Here is a 23205-nt window from a genome sequence, read left to right as displayed (position 1 = left end):
TCTCCGTGCCGCCCGGCCGACGGTCCCTGGCCCCGGGCGGCGGCACCCGCCCGCGTGCCGCCGCGCGGGACCTCCGACGATCGGCAGGCGGCCCCGGAGATCGACGGGGTTGCGGGCTGCCGCCTTCGCCGTGCAGCCGCTGCGGCTACCTCAGCCGAGCGCCCTGACCAGGCGGTTGGCTTCCTTCTGCGCCTCCTGCAGCGCCTCCTCCGGATTCTTCTGTCCCGTCATGGCGAGCTGGATGCCTTGCATGACGGCGGTCTTGATCTGGCCGGTGATGTAGAAGTTGGCCGGGTCCGCAGTGCCCTCACGGGCGGCCTTCGCCGCGGTGGCGCGGGCCCGGCCGAGCGGGGTGGAGGTGTCGGGCTTGCTGAAGAACGGGTCCTCCAGCGCCTCGGTGACCGTCGGGAAGATCACCACGCCGGGGTCCTTGTTCCAGGCGAGCTGGTTCTCGGCGTTGGTGACGAACTCGGCCCAGGCGAGGGCGAGCGGCGCGTTCTTGGTCATCGCGGAGACGGCGAGGTACTGGCCGTCGAAGAGGACCTTGCCGCCCTTGCTGGTGAGGTGTTCGCCGACGCCGGTGCGCTCGTACAACGCGCCGCCGTTCTTCTTGACGTTGCGCAGGAAGGACGGGTTCGGGCTACCGAAGGCGAGGTGGCCGCCGAGGAAGGCCTGGCTCGGGTCGGGCTTGCCGGTGACCGAGTCCTTCGGGATGGCGCCGGCCTTGTAGAGCTCGCGCATGTCGGTGAGCCACTGCTTCACCATGGCGTCCTCCGCGAAGGTGAACTCCTTCCGGTCGTCGCTCATGAGCTTGGCGCCCATGCCGACCCACTGGTCGACGAACGACCAGGTGGGGTTGCCCCAGAGCGCCTGGTCCTTGCCGCCGGACTTCTTGTCGATGGCCTTCGCCATCTCGACGAACCCGTCCCAGTCCTTCGGGGGCTTGTTCTCGTCCAGCCCGGCCCGCTTCAGCACGTCCTTGTTGTACGTGGTGATGGACGGCGCCCAGTACCAGGGCAGTGCGGTGTGGTGGCCGTGGGCGCCGAAGGCGGTGTTGTCCCAGACGGCCGGCAGGAACGGTTTGCCGACGCCGGGGGACTTCACGTCAAGATCGAGGAGCAGGTTGCCCTTGGACAACGCCATGATCGTGGTGCTGGGCACGTTGACGACGTCGGCCATGACGCAGGTGCGGGCGTCGCTGACCATGCGGGAGTCGAAGTCGGTGTCGGTGGGCGCGTCGTTCCAGACGATGTTCGTGCCGGGGTGCTGCTTCTCGAACTTCGCGATGAGCCCCTCGAAGAACGGACCGAAGTCCGTCTTCAGGCTCTGGGTGGCGAACTTGATCGTGCCGGTGGGCTTACTGGTGTCGACCTTGGAGTCGTCCAGGTTGGCCTGGGGGACGTCACAGCTCACCGACGGCTTCGAGATGTCCCCGCCGGCGGAGTCGGCGCTGCCGCCAAGACCGCACGAGGAGAGCGCGAGCGAACCGGCCGTGATGGCGACGGTGGTAAGAATGCTTTTCCGGAAAACAGGCTTCGTCACCGAATGCTCCAGGAAATCGAGACGCTGGACGATCCGAGCGGCAGTCCAGGGCGAAGGCGGGTGCGCCTCGGCGAAGCTGGACATTAGTCCCACTATCTCGAGTTTGCAATGGCTCGATCAGGAGGGTGGTGCGTTGCTGTCGACCGAGTGCACAAGCGCGTTGGCGTGTGCGGGAGTGACTCCGACGAGGGCGGATGCGCAGGTCCCGAACGTGGTGGTGGGCGCCGCCGAGACCGTCCGCGAGCGCCGGAGTCTCCACCGCGCCGCTCGCAGCTGCCGCGGAGCGGGCAGGCCCGCTCCGGCGCCGCCCTCCCCGTAGTCGTGGCCGACGTCGAGCAGCTCGCCCCCCATCGCCACCCACACCCGGCTCCGGCCCGCCCGCCCGCCGAAGACCTCCGCCGGGCGTAGGAGAAACCACCGCCTCCGGCCGGCGCGCCCCGGCCCGGGTCCGCCGCGGGTTCGGGAACATCCTCACTCGCCTCGCCCCCCGAACCGCTCGGCGCCGGCCCCCGAAGGCCAACCCGGGCCACACACAGACACCGAGCCTCCCGCTACGTCGTCGGCACGACCGTCAAACACCCCGAAACCCGCAAGGCCATCGGCAAGGCCGGAGGGCCTTGGTAGACATAGAACGAGCCAAGAGCCTCCCGCTCCCCTTCCATCCCGCAAGGAGTCCCATGTCCCACATCGCTCTGGTCACCCTGGTCGTCCGCGACTACGACGATGCACTCGGCTTCTATACCGGCGCCCTCGGCTTCGAGCTGGTGGAGGACACCGACCGGGGCGACGGTTCCCGCTGGATCGTGGTGCGTCCGCGCGGAACCGAGGGCACGGGACTGCTGCTGGCCCGGGCGAAGGACGAGGCGCAGGGCGCCAGTGTCGGGGCGCAGACCGGCGGACGGGTCGGTTTCTTCCTCCATACGGAGGACTTCACCGGCGACCACGCGCGCATGGTGGCGGCCGGGGTCCGGTTCCTGGAGGAGCCGCGGCACGAGGTCTACGGCTCGGTCGCGGTCTTCGAGGACCTGTACGGCAATCGCTGGGATCTGCTCCAGCCTGCCTGAGGGGCGAACGGGGCCGGCCGCGCGAAGACGCGCCGAAGACGCACCGGCCCGGTCGGCGCGATGACGTGGCGGCCCAACCACACTGATCCGCGGGACTCTTGACGGCCGGCCGAAGGAACCCTACGGTCCCAGGACATCAGACGTCTGCTGTTTTGGGGATTGCGGCCCCCGAACTGCCCGTCGGCGTACCCGCGGAGAGGCTCCCGCCCTCACCGGCCGCCGGGTCGCACAGCCATGCGCCACGACCCCTTCCGAAAGAGGGCCCCATGCAGCGAACCGCGCAGCACGGATTCATCCCCCTTCTGCTGTCCTTGGCCGTCGTCGCCACGTCGTCCGGCTCCGCACACGCCGCGGCCCCCGGCTCCGCCGCCCCGGCCGCGACCGCCGGGAGTCTGGTGAGCCAGGATCTGGCAACCCGCGGCCAGGGCGCGCCGGTCCAGCGCATCCCGGCACTGACGAGAACGGTCAAGGGCACGCTCATCGCGGCCTACGACACCCGCCCCTCGATGGCCGATCTTCCCAGCAACATCGGGGTGGTGATACGCCGGAGCACGGACGGCGGCGCCACCTGGCAGGAGCAGCTGACCGTCCGGAGCGAGGCGGCGCCCCGGGGCAACGGCGACCCCAGTCTTCTGGTCGACCGGGAGACAGGCCGGATCTTCGTGTTCTACTCGTCCACGGTCAACCAGGGGTTCGCGGGCTCTCACACGGGCAACGACGAGAACGACCCCGATGTCCAGCAGTCCGATTACAGCTACTCGGACGACGACGGACTCACCTGGAAGCACCGCCGGATCACCGCGCAGATCAAGGACCCTTCCTGGGGTGGCATGTTCGCGGCGTCAGGTGAGGGAATCCAGCTGCGGCACGGCGCCCACAAGGGGCGGCTGATCCAGCAGTACGCGGTCCGGTCCAACGGCGGCAACTACGCGATGAGCGCGTACAGCGACGATCACGGTGAATCCTGGAAGGCCGGCGCTCTCACGGGCCCGGGGGGCGACGAGAACAAGACCGTCGAGCTGTCCGACGGCCGGGTGATGCTCAACAACCGGTCCGCGCCCTACCGTACGGTCGCCTACTCCTCGGACGGCGGGGTCACCTACACGCCCTTCCAGCAGGACCCCTCCCTCGTCGACCCGGCGAACAACGGATCGGTCACCCGCTTCGCACCGGACGTTCCCGCCGGGCATCCGCGGTCGAAGTGGCTGCTGTTCAGCAACACCGAGGACAACGGCATACGGCGCAACCTCACCGTGAAGATGTCGTGCGACGACGGGAAGACCTGGCCCATCCGCAGGGTCGTCAACACGGGGGCGTCGGGCTACTCGACCCTCACGCCGCTGAGCGACGGCACGGGCGGCAACCCGCGCGTGGGGATGCTCTGGGAGCGGGACGGCTATCAGCACATCACCTACTCGTCCTTCGACCTGCAATGGCTCGGCGGGGTCTGTGCCCCCGTCACCGTCACCGCACCGGCGGTCCGGGCGGGCGAAAGCGCCGAGGTGTCCGTGCGCGTGGTCAACCAGAACGACCGGCCCCTGCCGGCGGGCCGCGCGACGCTCGATCTCCCCGCGGGGTGGGATGTCGGCTCCGCCGAGGTTCCGGCGCTGAACCCGGGCCAGGGCGCCACGGTGAAGGTGCCGGTCGATGTGCCGCCGACCGCCACGGGGCGGGCGGAGTTCAAGGCCGTCTACGCGGTACGTGACGCGCACTCCTACGGCGCCGGTTCGGTGAACGTCACCGCGGCGGCGGACGCCCCGGCGGCACCCGCCGTTCGCGCCCTCCCGGTGCTCGACAACCTCAGGGCGGCCGGAGCCCCGGGCCCGCTGGGCGACGTCATGTCCTACTGGATCCGGGTGTCCAATCCCGGCAACGTGACACTGACGGAGGTCGGGTTGACCGGCAACCTGGACAATCTGGCAGCCTGCGGCCGCACAACCCTGGCGCCGGGCGCCTCGTACGTCTGCCGGGGCTCGGCCAGCGGCACGCGGACTGTCACCCAGGCCGACCTCGACAACGGCTTCGCGCCGGCACTGACGGTGTCCGCCACCACGCCGGACGGGGCAGGGACGGCCTCCGAGGCCGAAGGGGATCTCAGCGAGATCCACTGACGGGCGATAGCGCGGGGCCCGGCCGAACCGTCGCACGAAGGGCGGTCCGGCCGGGCCCCGCGCACGGATCAGCCGAGGGCCCACCGCCGGTCGGCGGCCCCGGTGCTCTCCTGCTGGGTGAGCGGGGCGCCGTCGCGCGTGCCGGACGACGTCAACACCAGTCCGCTCCGCACGGAGGTGAGGGTGAAGCCGCCGGCCGCCGCGGCCGTGACGGACCAGCGCTGGTTGTCGGCACCGGTGCAGGGCCACTGGATGATCGCCGTACCCGCCGCGGTGCTGCCTCCTTCGACATCGAGGCACAGGCCGTTGCCGCTGTTGCGCAACGTGTAGGCACCGTCGGAAGCCTGGGCCGTGAACCGCTGGTTGGCGCCGTCGTGCGGCGTCCAGGTGCCGAGCCGCGCTCCCGGGGCGGTGGTCGAACCCGGAACGTCGATCGCCTTGCGGGACGCGGTGTTCAGCATCTGGATGGTGCTGCCCTGCGCCACCGGGGCGGCCGGCGTGAGCAGGGTGAGTTCGGCCGCTCCCGCGTGCGGAAGGCCGTTGGCGGAGGAGACTTCGGTGAGCCGCACGTGGTGTGCCGCGGTCTGCGGGAAGGTGATCTCCTTCTCCGTCACGTCGTCGTCGAAGGCGCCGTGGGCAACGGTACGCCAGGTGTCCCCGTCGGCACTGACGGCGAAGGTCCAGGATCCGATCCGGCCGTTGCTGCCGCCGTCCTGGCGTGGCAGGTAGCGGAATCCGGCGAGCTGCCGTTCGCCGCCCAGGTCCAGGGTGACCTGGTGGGGCGCGGGCGTGGTGCCCGTGCTGTAGGCGGTGTGCCAGGCGGTGTACGGGTTGTCGTCGAGGACGGCGGCGGCCCGCCCGTCCTCCCCGACGGTCTCCTGGCTGTCCGCGGCCGCGGTCATCCCGGCCTTGGGCAGCGCGGTGAGATCACCGGTGGGTGAGCCCGGCGGGGCGCCGACCGCGTCCACGCGGCCGAGGAAGGCCCACACCGAGGACTCCCGCGGCGAGCCCCACGTACGTGCCGCCATCACCTGGAGGGGTCTGCGGGCGAAGTGGTCGAAGAAGGCCACACTCCGGGACTCGGCCCCGTCCGCCCAGCGGGCGACCTTGTAGCCGAGAACACGTCCGCCGCCCGTCTCCGGCGTGGGAAACGCGTAGTCCTCGTACGCGTCACGGATGTCGACGTATCCGTACTGGCCGAGCTTCTGCCCCATGCCCGGGCTCACGTACAGCACGGGTTCGGGGGCGGCAACCACGGTGTACCCCTTCGAGACCAGGGGCGTCGGGTCACGGTCTATGTAGTCGTCGAGGAGGATGGTCCGGTCGGGCTCGATCGAGGACTTCTGGCCGTACTGGTCCCACCACTCCCATGCCTGGGTGGTCTTCCCATGGGAACGGACCTGCTTGTTCAGGGTGTTGAGGAAGTCGACGAACACGTCCCCGGTGTGTTCGAAGCCCCGGGCGTCTCGGTAGTCGGTGAGTTCGGGGCAGGCGTCCTTCTTGTCGTCCAGCCCTATCTCGTCACCCCCGACATGCACGTACGGACTGTCGAAGAGCGGGATGACGGCTTCGAAGAGGTCGTGGACGAAGTCGCGGGTGTGCTGCTGGGTGATGTCCAGCGTCCAGCCCCCACGCTCGCCGCCGGGCCATTTCCCCTGGTCCATCGACGTGCAGGCGAACCGCAGCGTCGGGTCGTAGGTGGTGAGGGCGTTGGCGTGGCCGGGCACGTCGATCTCGGGGACGACGTCGACATGGTAGGTACGGGCGTAGTCCTGCAGTTCGCGCAGTTCGGCCGGGGTGTAGGCGTCGTCGGACGCCAGACCGGGGAACTCGTCCAGGCGGATCCGGAAGCCCGACCAGTCACTGAGGTGCAGATGGAGGGTCGTGAGCTTCTGCCAGGCCATCTCACGGATCTGGGCCTTCAGGTAGCTGAGCGGAAAGTACTTACGGCCGACGTCGAGCATCTGGGCGCGCTGTTCGATGTCGGGCCGGTCACGGGCCTGGCCACGGGGAATCGTGGTGCGGTGGCCATCGAGTTTGAGGGCCTGCTCGATCGTCTGCGTGGCGTAGAACACCCCGGTGTCACCGGTGGCTTGCACGGCGAGCACCTCGCCGACGTCCAACGCGTACCCCTGCGGCCCGAGTCCGGCATCGGCACTGTCCGCGCGCAGGGTGATGTCGCCTGCCCGTGCGGTGCCGCCGGTGACGACGGGGAGGCTGCGCCCGGTGACGGTGGAGAGATCCGCGGCGAAGGTGCGGGCGATGGCACGGAGGGCCGCTGCACCGGCAGGTTCGAGGATGATGCGCGAGCCCGGCTCCAGCCGGAACACGCCGTCCCCGCCCTGCCATTCACGGATGCCGGGCTGTACGGCCGGTGCGGGATTGCCGGGTTCCGCTGCCACGGCGCCCGGCACGCCGAGGGGAACGACCCCAGCGGCCAACAGCGTGACCGCCAGGACATGGCGGATAAGTCGTCTCATGCGTGAAACCGTCCTGAGGTTCGACAACAATGGGACATCTGATGTCAGACCTTAGGAGTGCATCCGGTGTGTGGCTAGTCTCTGCGCGCGCCCGGGGCCGTGCCCGACCGCACGCTCAGCGCGCCCCCTTGCCCTCCAGGTACGCGAGCACCGCGAGGACCCGGCGGTGGACCGAGCCGTCGTCCGGTTCGAGGCCGAGCTTGGCGAAGATGGAACCGATGTGCTTGCTCACCGCCCGCTCGGTTACGACGAGTTCGGTGGCGATGGTGCCGTTCGCCTTGCCCTGGGCCATCAGTTCCAGGACCTCCCGCTCGCGGGGTGTGAGGCTCAGCAGCGGCTTCGCTGACGCCTTGCGGGTCAGCAGCTGGCTGACCACCTCCGGGTCGAGTGCGGTGCCGCCGGATGCCACCCGGTCCAGGGCCTGGAGGAACTGGTCGACGCGGCCCACCCGGTCCTTGAGCAGGTAGCCGATGCCCTGCGCGCCCTGGGCGAGCAGCTCGGCGGCGTACGTCTCCTCGACGTACTGGGAGAGGACCAGGATCGGCAGGTCGGGCATCTCCTTGCGGGCGGCGATGGCGGCGCGCAGCCCCTCGTCGCGGAACGTGGGCGGCAGCCGTACGTCGAGGACTGCGGCGTCCGGGCGGTGCTCCAGCAGGGCGGGCAGCACCTCGGGGCCGGCCGCGGCGTCGGCCACCACCTCGTGGCCCGAGCTGGTGAGCAGCAGGATCAGGCCCTCCCGCAACAGGGCGTTGTCCTCGGCGATCACGATCCGCACGGCAGCTCCACTTCGATGTCCGTCGGCCCCCCGGTGGGGCTGCTGATGCGGGTGGTGCCGTCCAGGGCGGCAATCCGCCGCCTGATCCCGACCAGCCCGCTGCCGCCGCGTTCGTCCGCGCCGCCGTGTCCATCGTCGCCGATGGCCACGAGCAGGGCGCCGGGGGCACGGTCGATCCGTACGCGTGCGGCCGTCGCGCCACTGTGCTTGTTGATGTTGGTGAGCGCCTCGGCGATCACGAAGTAGGCGGCGGCCTCGATGGCGGCCGGCAGCCGGAGCCCGTCCTCGACGCCGTCGAGTTCCACCGTGACGGGGACGGCCGAGTCGGCGGCCAACGCCCGTACGGCTCCCGCGAGTCCGCGGTCGGTCAGGATCGGCGGGTGGATGCCGCGGACCACGTGCCGCAGCTCCGCGAGCGCCGCGTCGACGCCGTCCTGGGCCTCGTCCAGGCGCTGCCGTGCGGCGGCCGGATCCCGGTCCAGGACCTGCTTGGCGAGGCCGATGCGCATCGACAGGGCGACGATGCGGGCCTGCGCGCCGTCGTGCAGGTCGCGTTCGATGCGGCGGAGCTCGGCCCCGTGCGCCTCGACGGCACCAGCCCGGCTCTCCGTCAACTGGACGACGCGCTCGGCCAGTTCGTCCGACTGCGGGGTGGTCAGCAGGGACCTGGTCCAGCTCGCCGACAGTTCGGCGAGTACGGGATGCCAGCGCAGGGCCAGGCCGCGGCGCTCGGGAGGCGGCGTGCCGTACTCGTCGGCGCTCCGCCGGTCCAGCAGGTGCACGAGCGACAGCACGATCCCGTCCACCAGCAGCCCGACCGGCCACAGCACCATCGCGAGGTAGCCGATGACATTGCCGGCCAGTGCCTGGAACGGCAGCCACAACGCCTCGCGACGGGCGACCGGGTCGGTGAGCACATGCCTGACCCGCTCGGTGAGTTCGCCGCCGTCGAGCGGCAGATACGGCGTCGGCCGGAAGGGGACACCGAGGTACGCCGCCGCCCTGCGCCGCTCGGACTCCGCGAACCGGTGCAGCGCCTTGGCCGCCTCCGGCAGCGCCGGCAGCCCGATGACCACGACGGCGAACAGCAGCGCCGCCACCACCAGAAACGTGGCGACGTACGCGAACAGCGCGCTGGGAATGCCGATGAAGACGTAGCGCGAGGCGTGCCAGGAGCGTTGCACTGCGACCGTCAGCGGGGCGGGGGTGGTGCTCATACCGCACCACGTTACGGGGGCCGGTGCGGCACCGGAGTGGAGCGGCCACCCCGGGCGGTGGTGGTGCTGGCTGCACCCCCGGTCCGGGACCGCGCACCCTCGCCCCTGCCCCCGCGCACTCATAGCGTTTACGCAGGTCAGGAAGTACGGAAGAAGCGAGGGGTCCACGGTGGAGACAACCACGGCAGTGCGCACGGCGGCGCTGGAACTGGAGTCGGTGAGCCGGCGCCACGGGCGGCGCGGCAGCGGCCGGGAGGCGGTCGCCCTCGACGCGGTGAGCTGCGTCGTTCCGGTGGGGAGTTTCACCGCGGTGGTCGGTCCCTCGGGGTCGGGCAAGAGCACGTTCCTCCAGTGCGCGGCGGGCCTGGACCGGCCGTCGTCGGGGACGGTACGGATCGCCGGGACCGATCTCGGCACGCTGTCCGAGTCCGCGCTGACCCGGCTGCGCCGGGACCGGATCGGCTTCGTCTTCCAGTCGCACGCGCTGAACCTGGTGTCGTCGCTGAGCATCGAGGAGAACGTCGTACTGCCGCTGGTCCTGGCCGGGGCCGATCCCGAGGACGACCGGGTACTGGACCGCGGGCGGCAGCTGCTGGACCGGGTCGGGCTGTCCGGCCGGGGCGGCGGCGGACCGGCGACCCTGTCGGGCGGTGAGCAGCAACGGGTCGCGGTGGCGCGGGCGTTGGTGACCGAGCCCGATGTGCTCTTCGCGGACGAGCCGACGGCTTCCCTGGACCCGGAGTCGGCAGCTCTGGTGCTGGGCCTGCTGCGGGACGCGGTACGGCTCGACGGCCGGACGGTCGTGATGGTCACCCATGATCCGGTGGCGGCGAGCTGGGCGGACACGGTCATGACGATGGACGGCGGCCGGCTGCGATGACGATCACCGGAGCACAGAAGACACCGGTGCGCGCGACCGTGCGGGCCGGGAGCCGGCGGGCCTCGGCGTTTCTGGCCCGCCGCTCGCTGACGGCCCATCGCCGGGCCTGGACCGCGGTGTTCGCGGCGGTGGCGGCGGCGGCCGCACTGCTCGGCGCCTTCGCCCTGGTGCTCGGCTCGCTGCTGCCGGCGCGGCCGCCGGTGGAGCGCTACGCCGGGGCCGATGCGGTGGTGGTGGCCGATCAGCGGGTCTCCTACACGGCGAAGCCCTGGGGCAGCGAGCCGCAGACGGTCACCGCCCATCTGCCGGAACGGGTGCGGCTGGAGCGTTCCGTGGTGGCGCGGGCGGCTGTGGCGGACGGCGTGGCGCGGGCCGTCGCGGACGACTCCGTACCGGTCACGGCGGGCGACGGGGCGTCGGCGGTGGGCCGCTCCTGGCCCTCCGCCGTGCTCACCGCGTACGAGCTCTCCGAGGGGCGCGCCCCGAGGTCGGCGTCCGAGGTGGTCGTGGACGCGGCGCTGGCGGCCGGGGGCCGCGGGCCGGGCGGGCGCGTCACGCTTCAAGTGGACGGCGCGGCCCGGCAGTACACCGTCAGCGGGGTGGCCGCCACCGGCCACCGGGGCGGCGCACCCGCCGTGTTCTTCACCGAGCCCCGGCTCACCGCACTGGCCGGCCACCCCGGCACGGTGGACGCGATCGGCATCGTGGCCGAGCGGGGCGTGTCCGCCGACGCGCTGCGGACTTCCCTGGAGGAGACCGTGGCAGAAAAGGGCGGAGGCGAGCGCGGTCTGCGCGTACTGACGGGTGCCGAGCGCGGCGAGGCCGAGCACGTCGACGCGCTCGGCGGGCGCGGCGACCTGCTGGCGCTGCTGGCGTCGATCGCCGGAACGGCTCTCATGGTGGCCCTGCTCGTGATCGCCACCACGATCTCCCAGGCGGTGCACCAGCGCTCCGGCGAACTGGCGCTGCTGCGGGCGGTCGGGGCGACTCCCCGGCAGCTCAGGTCGGCGGTCGGCCGTGAGGCGGGCCGGGTCGCGGTCGCCGCCGCGCTGCTGGGCGCGGCCGGCTCCGTGCCGCTCGGGCTGCTGATGCGGTCGCTGCTGACCACGGACCCGCTGCCGCTGCCCGTCCCGGTGTGGCTGCCGGTCGCGACGGGCGCCGTGGGCGCGCTGCTCGTCGCCCTGGCCGCCCGGCCGGTGGCGCTGCTCGCGGCGCGTGCGGTGACCCGGATGCGGCCCGCGGCCGCCCTGCGCGCGGCGCGGGCGCCGGAGCCGGGTGAGCCGGGGCGGGTACGCACGGGCGCGGGTGTGCTGCTGGCGGTCGCGGGGCTCGGTTCGGCCGGTACGGCGGCCACGCAGAGCGGTCAGGCCGCGGCGCTCGCCGCGTCGGGTGCGGCGACCTCGCTGATCATCGCGGTGGCGCTGCTCGGTCCGTGGATCGCCCGGGTGTCGATGCGCGTGCTCGGCGCTCCGGCCCGGCGTGCGGGCGGGGTCTCCGGATTCCTGGCCGCCCGCTCCGCCGCCGCGCACAAGCGCCGGCTCGGTGCGGCGCTCACCCCGATCGTGCTGGTCGTCGCGTTCGTGTGCGTCCAGTTGGCGGCCGGTACGACACTGGAGCGGGCCGCCGGCCGGCAGGCGTCCGACGCGCTGCGGGCGGACCTGGTGGTGACGGGCCCCGCGGCGGGTATCCCGGCGGAGGCGGCGGACGCCGTGCGTGCGGCGCCCGGGGTGGCCGCCGCGACGGGCCTGCTGCGGTCGGCCGTCGTCCTCGCCCACCGCGAGGCCGGCGATCCGGCACTGGACCGCGTCCCGGTGCTGGGCGTCACGGCCGGCGAGTTGGCCGGCACCCTCGACGCCCGGGTCACGGCGGGCGACCCGGCCGGTCTCACGGGCCGGGGCACGGTCGCCGTCGGCAAGGACCGGGCCGACGACCTGGGCGTGGCTGTCGGGGACAAGGTGGAGCTGCGTCTCGGGGACGGTACGCAGGTGCGGCTCAAGGTGGTGGCGCTCTACGAACGGGCCCTGGGTCTCGGCGAGTTCATGCTGCCCCGCGAAGCGCTGGCCCCTCACGTATCGGCTCCGCGCGATCAGCAGATCCTGGTGCGCTCGGCGGACGGGGACGCCACGTCGGCCGTACGGCGGGCGCTGGCACCGTACAAGGGGCTCGACATCCGACCGGCGACCGCGGACGACGTGCGGATCAGCCCGTCGTCCTCGGACCAGGATGACGCCCTGATCGTCATCGGTGTCGGAGTGATCGGCGGATTCGCGCTGCTCGCCGTGGTCAGCACGCTGGCCCTGATCTCGGTCGGCCGTCGCCCGGAGTTCCGCCTGCTGCGGCTGGTCGGTACGGGACGCGGTCAGCTGCTGCGGATGCGGGTGCTGGAGACGGGCCTGGTGACGGTGGCCGGTCTGACCATCGGGACCGTGGTCGCGGCGATCCCGCTGCTGGCGTTCGCGCTCCCGGCGACGGGCGGGCTGCCGTATCTGCCGCCGGTGCAGTACGCGGTCCTGGCGGCGGCCGTGACCGCTGCGGCCGCCGTGGGCACGATGTTCCCGGGGGCGCGGGGCGGCGGGCCCTCGGGCCCGCCCCTCGGGTGAGGCGCCGGGGCCCCTGCCTCAGCCCGCCGCGAGCACGTCGTCGCCCGCCGCCCCCGCCAGCGCCTCCAGTACCGGGGCGATCAGCGGATGGGCCTCGGCGCCCCGGCGTACCGCCGCGAAGACCCGGCGGGTGGGCGCGCTGCCCTGCACCGGGCGGACCACCACGCCGGCCAGGGCCACGCCGCGCAGCGCGGACCGTGGGACGAGGGCCACCCCGGCGCCGGCGCCCGCTAGGGCGACCACCGCGTGGAAGTCGTCCGAGGAGTGTTCGAGGTTCGGCGCGAAGCCGGCGTACTCGCAGGCCAGGACGACCACGTCGTGGCAGGGGTTGCCCGGGTAGGGGCCGATCCACGCGTCCTTCGCCAGGTCGGCGACGGCCACCTGCTCCTCGCCGGCCAGCCGGTGACCCACCGGGAGCACCGCGTCGAACGGTTCCGAGTACAGCGGTACGCGGGTCAGCCGCCGGTCGTCCTCGCCCGGTGCGCCCCGGTACTCGACGGCGACCGCCACATCGACCTGCCGGTCAAGCACCATGGGGACGCTCGCGTCGCCCTCGGCGTCCTGGACGCGGACCTTGATGCCGGGTGCGGTCCTGTTCAGGGCAGCGATCGCGGGGGCGAGGACCAGGCCGATGCCGGTGGCGAACGCAGCGACGGTGACCGTACCGGCGTCGCCCGCGCTGTACGCGGCGAGCTCCGCCTCGGCCCGCTCCAGCTGGGCCAGCACCGCGTTCGTGTGGGTCAGCAGGATCTCCCCGGCCGGGGTGAGCCGGGCGCCGCGCGCGCCCCGCTCGACCAGCCGGTGTCCGGTCTCCTGCTCCAGCGCGGCGAGCTGCTGGGAGACGGCGGAGGGGGTCAGATACAGCGCGGCGGCCGCGGCGGTCACCGTGCGGTGATCCGCCACCGCCCGCAGGATGCGCAGCCGCCGTGCATCGATCATGTGACCTATTGTCCCAGGTCGCGCCGGGCACCCCCGCCGGGGACTACTCCCCCAGCGCCGCCCGCGCGTCGACGAACGCGTCGACCGCGCGGTTCACGTCCGCGGTGGAGTGCGCGGCGGAGAGCTGGACGCGGATGCGGGCCGCGCCCTGCGGGACGACCGGGTACGAGAACCCGATCACGTACACACCGCGCTCGAGGAGCAGCTCCGCCATCCTGCCTGCCTTCGCCGCGTCCCCGATCATCACGGGGGCGATGGCGTGGTCGCCGGGCAGGACGTCGAAGCCTTCCTCGGTCATCCGGGTACGGAAGAGCGCGGTGTTGGCGTTGAGCTGCTCGCGCAGGTCGCCGGCGGACTCCAGCAGGTCGATGACCTTCAGGGAGGCCGCCGCGATGACCGGGGCGAGCGAGTTGGAGAAGAGGTACGGGCGCGAGCGCTGGCGCAGCAGGGCCACGATCTCGGCGCGGGCGGCCACATAGCCGCCGGACGCGCCGCCGAGCGCCTTGCCGAGCGTGCCCGTGATGATGTCGACGCGGTCCATCACGTCGTGCAGCTCGGGCGTGCCGCGGCCGCCGGGGCCGACGAAGCCGACGGCGTGCGAGTCGTCGACCATGACCATGGCGTCGTAGCGCTCGGCGAGGTCGCAGATCTCGCGCAGCGGGGCGACGTACCCGTCCATGGAGAAGACGCCGTCGGTGACGACGAGGCGTCGGCGGGCCCCGGACGCCTCCTTGAGCTGCTTCTCCAGGTCGGCCATGTCGCGGTTGGCGTAGCGGAAGCGCTTGGCCTTGCACAGGCGGATGCCGTCGATGATCGAGGCGTGGTTGAGGGCGTCGGAGATGACCGCGTCCTCCGGGCCGAGGACGGTCTCGAAGACTCCGCCGTTGGCGTCGAAGCAGGAGGAGTAGAGGACCGTGTCCTCCTGGCCCAGGAAGGTGGAGAGCCGCTGCTCCAGCTCCTTGTGGACCTCCTGGGTGCCGCAGATGAAGCGGACGGAGGCCATGCCGTAGCCCCAGCGATCCAGTGCCTCGTGCGCGGCGGCGATCACGTCGGGGTGGTCGGCGAGGCCCAGGTAGTTGTTGGCGCAGAAGTTCAGCACCTCACCGGGGCGGCCGCCCGCGGTGACGGCCACGGTCGCGGACTGCGGGGTGCCGATGACGCGCTCGGGCTTGTGCAGCCCGGCGGCCTCGATCTCCTGGAGGGTGGTGCGCAGGTCGTCGCGTACGGAGTCGAACATGCGGGATTCCTTAAGGGTTTCGAAAGGTCGGGCGATCCGGTTTCAGACGGTCCAGTCGAGGATGACCTTGCCGCCGAGTCCGCTCGCCGCGTCGTCGAACGCCGCCTCGAAGTCGCGGTAGCCGTACCGGCCGGTGATCACGGGGGCGAGGTCGAGGCCGCCCTCCAGCAGGACGGACATGGCGTACCAGGTCTCGTACATCTCGCGGCCGTAGATGCCCTTGATCGTGATCATGGAGGTGACGATCCGGGACCAGTCGACCGCGAACTCCTCGGAGGGCAGTCCGAGCATCGCGATCCGGCCGCCGTGCGTCATGTTCCCGATCATGTCGCGCATCGCCTCGGGCCGGCCGGACATCTCCAGGCCGATGTCGAAGCCCTCGCGGAGCCCGAGCTCCCGCTGACCGTCGGCGATGGTCTGCTCGCCGACGTTGAGGGCGAGGCTGACGCCGACCTTGCGGGCCAGCTCCAGGCGGGCCTCGCTGACGTCGGTGATCATGACGTTGCGGGCGCCGGCGTGCTTGGCGACGGCTGCGGCCATGATGCCGATCGGGCCGGCGCCGGTGATCAGGACGTCCTCGCCGACCAGCGGGAACGACAGCGCGGTGTGCACGGCGTTGCCGAACGGGTCGAAGATCGCGGCGATGTCCAGGTCGACGGGGACCCGGTGCACCCACACGTTGGACGCGGGCAGCGCGACGTACTCGGCGAAGGCCCCGTCGCGTCCGACGCCGAGTCCCAGCGTGGAGCGGCAGAGGTGGCGGCGCCCGGCCAGGCAGTTGCGGCACTTGCCGCACACCAGGTGGCCCTCGCCGCTCACCAGGTCGCCGACGGCGATGTCGACGACGTCGGAACCGGTCGCGGCGACCTCGCCGACGAACTCGTGGCCGAGGACCAGCGGGGTCTTGATGGACTGCTGGGCCCAGCCGTCGTAGTTACGGATGTGCAGGTCGGTGCCGCAGATGCCGGTACGGAGCACCTTGATCAGCACGTCCGAGGGACCGGTCTCCGGCTCGGGCACGTCCATCAGCCAGAGTCCCGGCTCGGCCTTCTGCTTCACGAGTGCCTTCACGGCTGCGGCTCCCTGTACCTGGTACGGCGTTGATGTCCCCGGGCCGGGGGCATGCCTGAGGAAGCCTGCGGCCCGGGGAAGTATGAGAGGGACGGCGTGGCAGCGCGCTCGACCGGCTGCCGCGCACCATCCTCCGCCGTCAGGGAGAAATCTGCCGTACCCCGCGCCCCAGGTCCATCGAGGTTTTCTTAAGCGCGCCCGCAGTTCCGCTTCACGCCCTGCCGCACGGGCGGGAGCGGCCCCTGCTCCGTTCGGCGGACGCGTACCGGGTGCTCACCCCTTCCGCAGGAACTCCCTGATGTGCCGGGCGAGCTCGTCGGGCCGGTCCTCCGGGATCAGGGTGTAGCTGTCGGCGATCTCCACCAGCTCGCCCTGGGGCAGCATCGCGGCCAGCCGGCGGCCGTGTTCCGGCGGCATGACCCGGTCCTCCGAGGCCCAGGCGACGAGCGCCGGCCGGTCGAAGCTGCGCAGGGCTTCCGCCCAGCGCAGGAGCTCGGCCTTCGGCGGTACGCCCAGGACGTACTTCCTGAGGTCACGGCGGATCTCCGGCGAGGTCCACAGCGGCCGGAACCAGGCGTCCATCACCGCGTCCGGCACCGGCCGCTTGCTCATCCGGCCCCAGGTCATCGGCAACCGGCGCATCGGCTTCAGCTTCAGCAGGGTGAAGGCCACGTTCAGGCCGCCAGGCATCCTGGCGGAGGCGTACAGGTTGTTGCCGGGCAGGCCGGGCGGGAAGTTGTCGAAGGCCTCGCAGGAGGTGATGACCAGCTTGCCGATCCGCTGGTCCCGGCCGTCCGCGACCAGGGCCTGGGCGCCGCCCCAGTCGTTCATGACCAGGGTGACGTCGGTGAGGTCGAGCGCTTCGAGGAACTCCGCGACCAGCCGTGCGACGCCGAGGACCGACAGGTCCGCGTCGGGCCGCATCGGCCGGCGGTGGGCACCGAGGGGCAGCGTCGGGACAATGCACCGGTGGCCGGAGCGCAGGTCTCCGACCACGTGGCGCCACAGCGAGCCATCCATGGCCACGCCGTGCAACAGGACCACGACCGGGCCGTCACCGCCGGTGTCCTCGTACTCCACCACGCCTGCGGAAAGCTCCAACTCGGCCATATGACAACACCTTTCGACTGGGCAGCTGTGCACAGCAGGCCACGCACCCGCGACGTCACCGTACCCATCCTGTCCGCCGGTGGCGTGGAGGGAGCAGCGGCCGGAATGGAACTCGATCCCGTCCACCGGCGAATCACAGATGAACAACCCGACAAGCCCAAGCCTTCGAGACGCATCGACGAACGAGAGGAGCCCCGATGACCGTCGAACCCCCGGGTGTCCACACCCGTGAGGAAGATCGCGAGGACGCTCGCGGGGACAGCGACGCCCGTGTGATCGAGCGGTCCCGGGATGAGCCCGAGCTGTTCGCCACGCTCTTCGACCGGTACGCCGACGCCGTGCACCGTTACGCGGCCAGGCGGCTCGGGCCCGAGGGGGCGGAGGATCTGATGGCGGAGACGTTCACGACCGCCTTCCAACGACGCCATGCGTACGACCTCGCGCGCGCCGACGCCCGTCCCTGGCTGTTCGGCATCGCGACCAACCTCGTGAGCCGTCACCGCAGGGCCGAGGCACGCCGGTTCAAGGCGCTCTCCAAGGTGCCGGAGCCGGTGGAACACGAGGAGACGGTCGCGGACCGCGCGGTCGCCAGAGCCGGCGCCACAGGGGTGCGCCGGGACCTGGCTGCCGCGCTGGCCGGGCTGTCCGCCCGGCACCGCGACGTCGTACTGCTGGTGGCCTGGGCCGACCTCGACTACGAGGAGGCGGCGCGGGCCCTTGGGGTGCCGATCGGCACCGTCAGATCCAGGCTGCACCGGGCTCGCAGCAAACTGCGCGAAGCACTGGGCGGATCCGATCCGACAGCTTTCCGGGAGGCAGACGCCCATGCGTGACACCGACGAACTGCGCGCACTGAAGGACTTCGACGCGGGGGCACCCCCGCTCGACGACGAGACTCGGCGCCGGGCACGGGCACGGCTGTTCGCGGCGATCACCGCGGCGCACGGACCCGCGCCGGTCCGGCGCGGCCGCCCCGTCCTGCGCATCGCCCTCACGGGTGTGGTCGCGGCCTCGGTCGCCGCCGGTGTCCTGGTCGCCGTGCAGGAGGACGACGGCACCGAGGTGCCGACGGCGAAACCGCCGGCCGCCAGTTCCCCACCGATGAGGAACGTGAGTGTGCAGACCGTGCTCAACGGCGCGGCCGCGTACGAGCGGACACACGAGCGGGCGGCCAGCCCGCGGGACGACCAGTTCATCTACACCAAGGAGATCATCAAGGAGACCGACCAGAAGACCGGTTCCACGAAGAGCTACACCGACGAGGACTGGCGCTCGGTGGACGGATCACAGCGCTCCTGGGTCATGGAGATCGGGCACGGCTGGTGGTCACCGCCGCTCGCGAAGAACGAGAGCATCTGGCCGCCGCAGGACTGGGGCACGCTGAAGAAGCTCCCGACCGACCCCGAGAAGCTGATCCTTTCGCTCCTGCCCAAGACCGGGCCGGACGACAGGAACGACTCGCTCGACGGCATCGCCGAGGAGGAGTGGTCCCAGATCCACTTCGGTCTCACCGGTCTGCTCAAGCTGGTCCCGGTGATGCCGGAGGGGCTGCGCCCGGCGGCGTACGAGGCGCTCGGCATGGTGCCCGGAGTGAGGACGGTGCCGCATCAGAAGGACGCCAAGGGCCGTACCGGCGTGGCCATCACGTACGACGACCCGATGCTCCCGAAGGGGGCCACGGGCTTCGGGGGCTACTTCATCTTCGACCCGGAGACGTACCGGTTCCTCGGCTTCCGGGACGAGCGCAGCTCGGGCGACGGCAAGGACATGAAGAGGTACACCCAGCTCTCGTACCTCGACAGCTGGGCGGTCGTCGACAGGGCCAAGCAGCAGCCATGACGGGGAGGTAGCGGAGGAGTCCGCCAGGACGGCCGGGACCGGAGGGGGGTCGTGGCCGTCCTCAGGCGGCTCCCCCCACGCCGGGGCCGCCTCACACCGAGGTGTACGGCCCGAGGAAGCGGGCTCGTCCGCCGTCGACCCGGTAGAGGAAGATGCCCTCGTCATAACGCACTTGGTGGAATTCGTAGAAGGAAAGCCGCCGGGTGACGCCCCGGTAGTCGGTGCGGAAGATCCTCGCGGCCACCGCCCCGCGCACGGCGCCGCCGACGCTGATGGTGCGGCCGGCCTGCGCGATCAGTCCCACCGCGTCGTACGTCTCCGCGGCCCAGGTCTCGGGCGGCGACCCGAACCGTTCGCGGTGCGCGGCGGTGAACGCCTTGGCGGAGGACAAGGCCGCCGGGTCGGTGTACGCCTCGGCGAAGACCCAGCCCTCGGCGGCCTTGCCCGCCTCCCGGAGGAAGGACGGGGTGAGGACGGGGCCGGTGGACAGACCGGTGCCGGTGAAGCCGGCGGCGGCCAGGTCGGTGGCGCAGCGGGCGCCCCGGGCGGCGGACGATCCGGCGTAGACGACGGCCCCGGCTCCGGCGGCGACTGCGGCCCGGGCGACCGGGGCGAAGTCGCGGGCGGTGGCCGCGACGGTGAACGCGCGTCCATGGGTCGCGGTCTCCGGCAGCCGGTTCCTGATCGCCCAGCCGCTCTGCGGGTCCGCGCCGTCCTCGATGACGACGACCTGCTTGGCCGGCTGTACACGGGACAGGTAGTAGGTCAGGCCGAGGGCCAACGACACGTCGAACGGCCGCAGTACGCAGAGGGACTTGGCTTCCGACCACTCGGCGGTGGTGGAGCGGGCCGAGACGACGACCTGCGCGAGACTCGCCCTCTCGTAGCGGCTGACGACCTTCGCGTCCGCGACCTCCGCCGTGGGGCCGATGACGGCGAGCATCCGGGGGTCGGCGGCGATCCGGTCGGCGGCCCGGAGAGCGCGGGCGGCGTCGCCCCCGTCGTCCTCGATGCGGAGCCCGAGCGTGAACGTCTTGTCCGTACGGGAGTTGTGGTCGTCGACCGCGAGGCGGGCCCCTCTCTCGTGGGCGAGGCCGACGGCCTTCCCCGGTCCCGTCAGGTCCGCGTGCAGCGCGATCCGGTACGCGGGAAGCGTGCGGGGCGCCGTTCCGGTGCCGCCGCGCCGGGCGGCGGCCAGCCAGGCGGCCGTTCCCCCGCCGGCGAGAAGTACCGCGCCGGCCGCCCCCGCGGTGAGCACGCGCCGCCGGGTCGGGCGCGGAGGGCCGGGGTCCCGGACGACGGTGGGCGGTTCGGGATCGGGGAGGGCGAGTGCGGCGGCGGAGCGGGCGGCGACCGCGGCGGACAGGCCCGGCACCTCCCAGTCCGCGCCGCTCCCCGCGAGTTCCCGTGCGACGTCCCGGGCGCCCGGCCGGTCCGCCGGGTCCTTGGCCAGGCAGGCCGCGACGAGGGGCAGGAGAGTGGCGGGAACCCCGTCCAGGTCCGGCTCCTCGTGCACCGTACGGAAGAGCACTCCGGCCGGTGTGCCGTGCCCGAACGGCCGCCGCCCGGTCGCCGCGTACACGAGTACGCAGCCCAGGGAGAACACGTCGCACCCGGTACCGAGCGGCCCCGCCGAGGCCTGTTCGGGGGCCAGGTAGCCGGGTGTGCCGATCACCGCGCCGGTCGCGGTGAGCGCGGTGGCGCCCTCGTGGCGGGCGATGCCGAAGTCGATGAGCCGGGGCCCGTCGAGGGCGAGGAGTACGTTGCCGGGCTTGACGTCACGGTGCAGGAGGCCGGCCGCGTGCACCGCGACGAGCGCTTCGGCGAGGCGGGAGCCTAGCGTGTGGACCGTGGCCGTGGGCAACGCCCCCTGCCCCTCCACCACTTCGGCGAGCGAAGGGCCGGGCACGAACGCGGTGGCGAGCCACGGCTCCGGGGCCTCGGTGTCCGCCCCGGTCACCGGGACCACCCACGGCCCGGTGATCCGGCCCGCCGCCTCGGCCTCTCGCCGGAACCGGGCCCGGAATCCGGGGTCCGCGGCGTGCCCGGAGCGGATCACCTTCACGGCGGCGAGCGCCCCGCCGGGCGAGCGGGCCAGGTAGACCACGCCCATGCCTCCCGCGCCGAGCCGGACGAGGGTGCGGTACTCGCCGATGGTGTGCGGGTCGTCCGAGGTGAGCGGCCGCATGCGGGATCAGGCCGTGGCCTTCGGGGCGGCGCCGAAGTGGACGAAGCGCCCGTCCCGCACGCCGTAGAGGTAGGCGTCCGAGCCCTTGAGCTGATGGTCCTCGTCGAAGGCGTACGTGCGGGCGACGCCCTTGTACGTGGACGCGGCGATCCTGGCGACGAGCGCGGCGCGCGCCGGCCGCTTCGGTGTGCCGGTCCGCCCGGCGAGTGCGGTCACGGCGGCCATCACGAGCCCGGCCGCGTCGTACGCCTCGGCGGCCCAGCGTGCGGGGGCCTGCTTGTACTCGGCGCGGTGCGCGGCGGCGAACTTCCTGGCGGCGGGCGCCGTCGCGTCGGTGTAGGGCGCGGTGAACTCCCAGCCTTCGGCGGCCGGTCCGGCGTCCTTGAGGAAGCGCGCCTCCATGGCCGTGTGCATGGCCATCCGCGGCCCCTTGAAGGCGGTGGCCGCGAGCGCGCGTGCGGTACGGGCGGCCCCGGCCGCGTCACCGGCGTAGAAGAAGGCGTCGCTGGCGTGCGCGAGCATGTCCTCGATCACGGGTGCCAGGTCCTGCGTACCGGCCGGGATCACGCGTGGATAGGTGGTCCCTGTGGTGATCTGGCCCGTCACCATGTTGGTCAGGTAGCCGACCTGGTAGGCGGGCTGTCCACCGGCCCGGTCGAGCAGCACCCCGAGCCGTTCGACATCGGGTCGCAGCACAAGCCGTCTGATGATCGGCTGGGCGAGTACGGCGTCGGCGGGGACCGCCTGGAAGAAGGACTTCTTGGACCGGGCGGCGTAGGTGATCTGGAGCGAGGACACGGTGATGACCGGCAGCATCGCCTCGTCGTACGCGCCGAGCACGGCCTCGGTGGTGCGGTCACCGGTCGGGCCGACGACGGCGAGCACGTCGCGGTCACGGGCGAACCGATCGGCGGCCTTCACCGCGCGCGTGGTGTCGCCCCCGTCGTCGAGCACCTTGACGGTGAGCGTAAAAGGCTTGCCCGCACGGGCGTTGAACTCCTCGACGGCCAGCCGGACCCCGCGTTCCTGGGCCTGACCTGCGGCCTTCCGCGGACCGGACAGATCGGCCTGTACGCCGATGATCCAGGCCCGCTCACCGGATTTGGCCGTACCGGAGCCGCCCTCGTCGCTCAGCCACTCCCGTACGGCGAAACCGCCACCGGCCGCGACCACCAGACCGGCGCCGGCGAGCAGCAGTGCCCTGCGCCGCCCCGGTCCGGGCTGCGGGGTGTCCTCGGCGACCGTCGGGTCGATACCGGGCAGGTCGAGCATGGCGGCGGAGCGTTCGGCGACCAGCGCCGCCACGTCCGCGGGCAGCCAGGCGGTGGAGCCGTTCGGCGCGTCCTCGGCGATCCGGGCGTCGAGCTCTGCGGCGGTGGGGCGCTCACCGGGCTCCTTGGCCAGCAAGTCGGCGAGCAGGGCGAGGAGTTCGGGGTCCTCGACCGCGTCGAGGTCCGGAGCGTCATGGACGGTGCGGTAGAGCAGCGCGTCGACGGCCCCGCTGCCGAACGGCGGGCGTCCGGTCGCGGCGTACGCCAGGAGGCAGCCGAGGGAGAAGACGTCGCTCGCGGGCCCGGCCTCCGTTCCGCCCCCGGTGGCCTGTTCCGGGGAGAGGAAGCCGGGGGTGCCGACCACGAGGTCGGTGGCGGTGAGCGCCGTGGCGTCGGCGGCCCGCGCGATGCCGAAGTCGATCAGGCGGGGACCGTCGACCGTGAGCAGGACGTTGCCCGGTTTGACATCGCGGTGGACGAGTCCCGCAGTGTGTACGGCGGCCAGGGCGCGGGAGAGCAGCCGGCCGAGCACCCGGACGCTGCGTACGGGCAGCGGTCCGCATCGGGCGACGGCCTCGGACAGTGCGGGTCCGGGTACGAACGCGGTGGCCAGCCACGGCTGTTCGCCCTCCGTGTCCGCACCGGTGACCGGCACGGCCCAGGGGCTGTCCACCCGCCGGGCGGCCTCGACCTCGCGCCGGAATCGGGTGCAGAAGTCCTCGTCGGCGGCGTACTCCGGCAGGATCACCTTGATCGCGGCGAGGGCCCCGGCGTCCGTACGACCGAGGTAGACGACGCCCATGCCACCGGCGCCGAGCCGCCCGAGCAGCCGGTGCCCGCCGATCCGCGCGGGGTCGGAGGGGCGCAGTCTCTCCATCACG

General features: G+C 72.4%; 16 protein-coding genes and 1 pseudogene. 6 read left to right on the top strand and 11 right to left on the bottom strand.

Annotated features, from left to right (window positions below; all coding sequences use genetic code 11):
- Window positions 1-150 precede the first annotated feature (150 nt).
- Both ACIBJG_RS01990 and ACIBJG_RS01985 read right to left on the bottom strand, forming a co-directional pair.
- Window positions 151-1542 (bottom strand): extracellular solute-binding protein, encoded by a 1392-nt coding sequence (locus ACIBJG_RS01990; RefSeq protein WP_399302909.1) that lies wholly within the window; start codon window positions 1540-1542, stop codon window positions 151-153.
- 117 nt (window positions 1543-1659) lie between these two features.
- The gene (locus ACIBJG_RS01985; RefSeq protein ID WP_399302907.1) at window positions 1660-1893 is read right to left on the bottom strand and encodes a hypothetical protein; all 234 of its coding nucleotides are present in this window, start codon (window positions 1891-1893) and stop codon (window positions 1660-1662) included.
- Between the two features lie 326 nt (window positions 1894-2219).
- Here ACIBJG_RS01985 and ACIBJG_RS01980 point away from each other — a divergent pair, with 326 nt between their 5' ends.
- The gene (locus ACIBJG_RS01980; protein WP_399302905.1) at window positions 2220-2606 is read left to right on the top strand and encodes a VOC family protein; all 387 of its coding nucleotides are present in this window, start codon (window positions 2220-2222) and stop codon (window positions 2604-2606) included.
- 266 nt (window positions 2607-2872) lie between these two features.
- A pseudogene (locus ACIBJG_RS01975) lies at window positions 2873-4348 on the top strand (exo-alpha-sialidase); the annotation flags it as partial.
- Window positions 4349-4785: 437 nt separating this feature from the next.
- Here the strand turns inward: ACIBJG_RS01975 and ACIBJG_RS01970 are convergent.
- The 3 genes from ACIBJG_RS01970 to ACIBJG_RS01960 all read right to left on the bottom strand — a co-directional run bounded on the left by ACIBJG_RS01970 (window position 4786) and on the right by ACIBJG_RS01960 (window position 9189).
- Window positions 4786-7197: a family 20 glycosylhydrolase gene (locus ACIBJG_RS01970; RefSeq protein ID WP_399302903.1), complete on the bottom strand. Its 2412-nt coding sequence runs from the start codon at window positions 7195-7197 to the stop codon at window positions 4786-4788.
- 115 nt (window positions 7198-7312) lie between these two features.
- A complete protein-coding gene (locus ACIBJG_RS01965) occupies window positions 7313-7972 on the bottom strand; it encodes a LuxR C-terminal-related transcriptional regulator (RefSeq protein ID WP_399302901.1) in 660 nt (219 codons plus the stop codon).
- Complete coding sequence (locus ACIBJG_RS01960) at window positions 7960-9189, bottom strand: sensor histidine kinase (protein ID WP_399302899.1); 1230 nt, start codon at window positions 9187-9189, stop codon at window positions 7960-7962. The genes ACIBJG_RS01965 and ACIBJG_RS01960 overlap by 13 nt, the downstream gene beginning before the upstream one ends.
- Before the next feature lie 169 nt (window positions 9190-9358).
- Here ACIBJG_RS01960 and ACIBJG_RS01955 point away from each other — a divergent pair, with 169 nt between their 5' ends.
- Both ACIBJG_RS01955 and ACIBJG_RS01950 read left to right on the top strand, forming a co-directional pair.
- Window positions 9359-10069 (top strand): ABC transporter ATP-binding protein, encoded by a 711-nt coding sequence (locus ACIBJG_RS01955; RefSeq protein WP_399302897.1) that lies wholly within the window; start codon window positions 9359-9361, stop codon window positions 10067-10069.
- Window positions 10066-12669 (top strand): FtsX-like permease family protein, encoded by a 2604-nt coding sequence (locus ACIBJG_RS01950; RefSeq protein ID WP_399302895.1) that lies wholly within the window; start codon window positions 10066-10068, stop codon window positions 12667-12669. The genes ACIBJG_RS01955 and ACIBJG_RS01950 overlap by 4 nt, the downstream gene beginning before the upstream one ends.
- An 18-nt stretch (window positions 12670-12687) precedes the next feature.
- Here ACIBJG_RS01950 and ACIBJG_RS01945 read toward each other — a convergent pair whose 3' ends face one another.
- The 4 genes from ACIBJG_RS01945 to ACIBJG_RS01930 all read right to left on the bottom strand — a co-directional run bounded on the left by ACIBJG_RS01945 (window position 12688) and on the right by ACIBJG_RS01930 (window position 17026).
- Window positions 12688-13608 carry a LysR family transcriptional regulator gene (locus tag ACIBJG_RS01945; RefSeq protein WP_399302893.1) on the bottom strand — a complete coding sequence of 307 codons (921 nt, stop codon included), beginning with the start codon at window positions 13606-13608 and terminating at the stop codon, window positions 12688-12690.
- Between the two features lie 43 nt (window positions 13609-13651).
- A complete protein-coding gene (locus tag ACIBJG_RS01940; protein WP_399302891.1) occupies window positions 13652-14845 on the bottom strand; it encodes a glycine C-acetyltransferase in 1194 nt (397 codons plus the stop codon).
- A 42-nt stretch (window positions 14846-14887) separates the two neighbouring features.
- Window positions 14888-15916 carry an L-threonine 3-dehydrogenase gene (gene tdh / locus ACIBJG_RS01935; protein WP_399302889.1) on the bottom strand — a complete coding sequence of 343 codons (1029 nt, stop codon included), beginning with the start codon at window positions 15914-15916 and terminating at the stop codon, window positions 14888-14890.
- A 273-nt stretch (window positions 15917-16189) separates the two neighbouring features.
- Window positions 16190-17026 (bottom strand): alpha/beta fold hydrolase, encoded by an 837-nt coding sequence (locus ACIBJG_RS01930; protein WP_399302887.1) that lies wholly within the window; start codon window positions 17024-17026, stop codon window positions 16190-16192.
- A gap of 197 nt (window positions 17027-17223) precedes the next feature.
- On the opposite strand from ACIBJG_RS01930, the gene ACIBJG_RS01925 reads away from it, so the two are divergent.
- Window positions 17224-17859 carry an RNA polymerase sigma factor gene (locus ACIBJG_RS01925; protein ID WP_399302885.1) on the top strand — a complete coding sequence of 212 codons (636 nt, stop codon included), beginning with the start codon at window positions 17224-17226 and terminating at the stop codon, window positions 17857-17859.
- Window positions 17852-18865 carry a CU044_5270 family protein gene (locus ACIBJG_RS01920; protein WP_399302883.1) on the top strand — a complete coding sequence of 338 codons (1014 nt, stop codon included), beginning with the start codon at window positions 17852-17854 and terminating at the stop codon, window positions 18863-18865. The genes ACIBJG_RS01925 and ACIBJG_RS01920 overlap by 8 nt, the downstream gene beginning before the upstream one ends.
- Window positions 18866-18956: 91 nt before the next feature.
- On the opposite strand, the gene ACIBJG_RS01915 is transcribed toward ACIBJG_RS01920, so the two are convergent.
- Together ACIBJG_RS01915 and ACIBJG_RS01910 are read right to left on the bottom strand one after the other, a co-directional pair.
- Window positions 18957-21053, bottom strand: a complete 2097-nt coding sequence (locus tag ACIBJG_RS01915; protein ID WP_399302881.1) for a bifunctional serine/threonine-protein kinase/ABC transporter substrate-binding protein — start codon at window positions 21051-21053, stop codon at window positions 18957-18959.
- 6 nt (window positions 21054-21059) lie between these two features.
- Window positions 21060-23201, bottom strand: coding sequence for a bifunctional serine/threonine-protein kinase/ABC transporter substrate-binding protein (locus tag ACIBJG_RS01910; protein WP_399303281.1), 2142 nt, complete (start codon window positions 23199-23201; stop codon window positions 21060-21062).
- Window positions 23202-23205 lie beyond the last annotated feature (4 nt).

It is taken from the genome of Streptomyces sp. NPDC050422 (assembly GCF_044458665.1).
Classification (GTDB): Bacteria; Actinomycetota; Actinomycetes; order Streptomycetales; family Streptomycetaceae; genus Streptomyces.
This window is presented reverse-complemented; position numbering and strand designations above follow the sequence as displayed.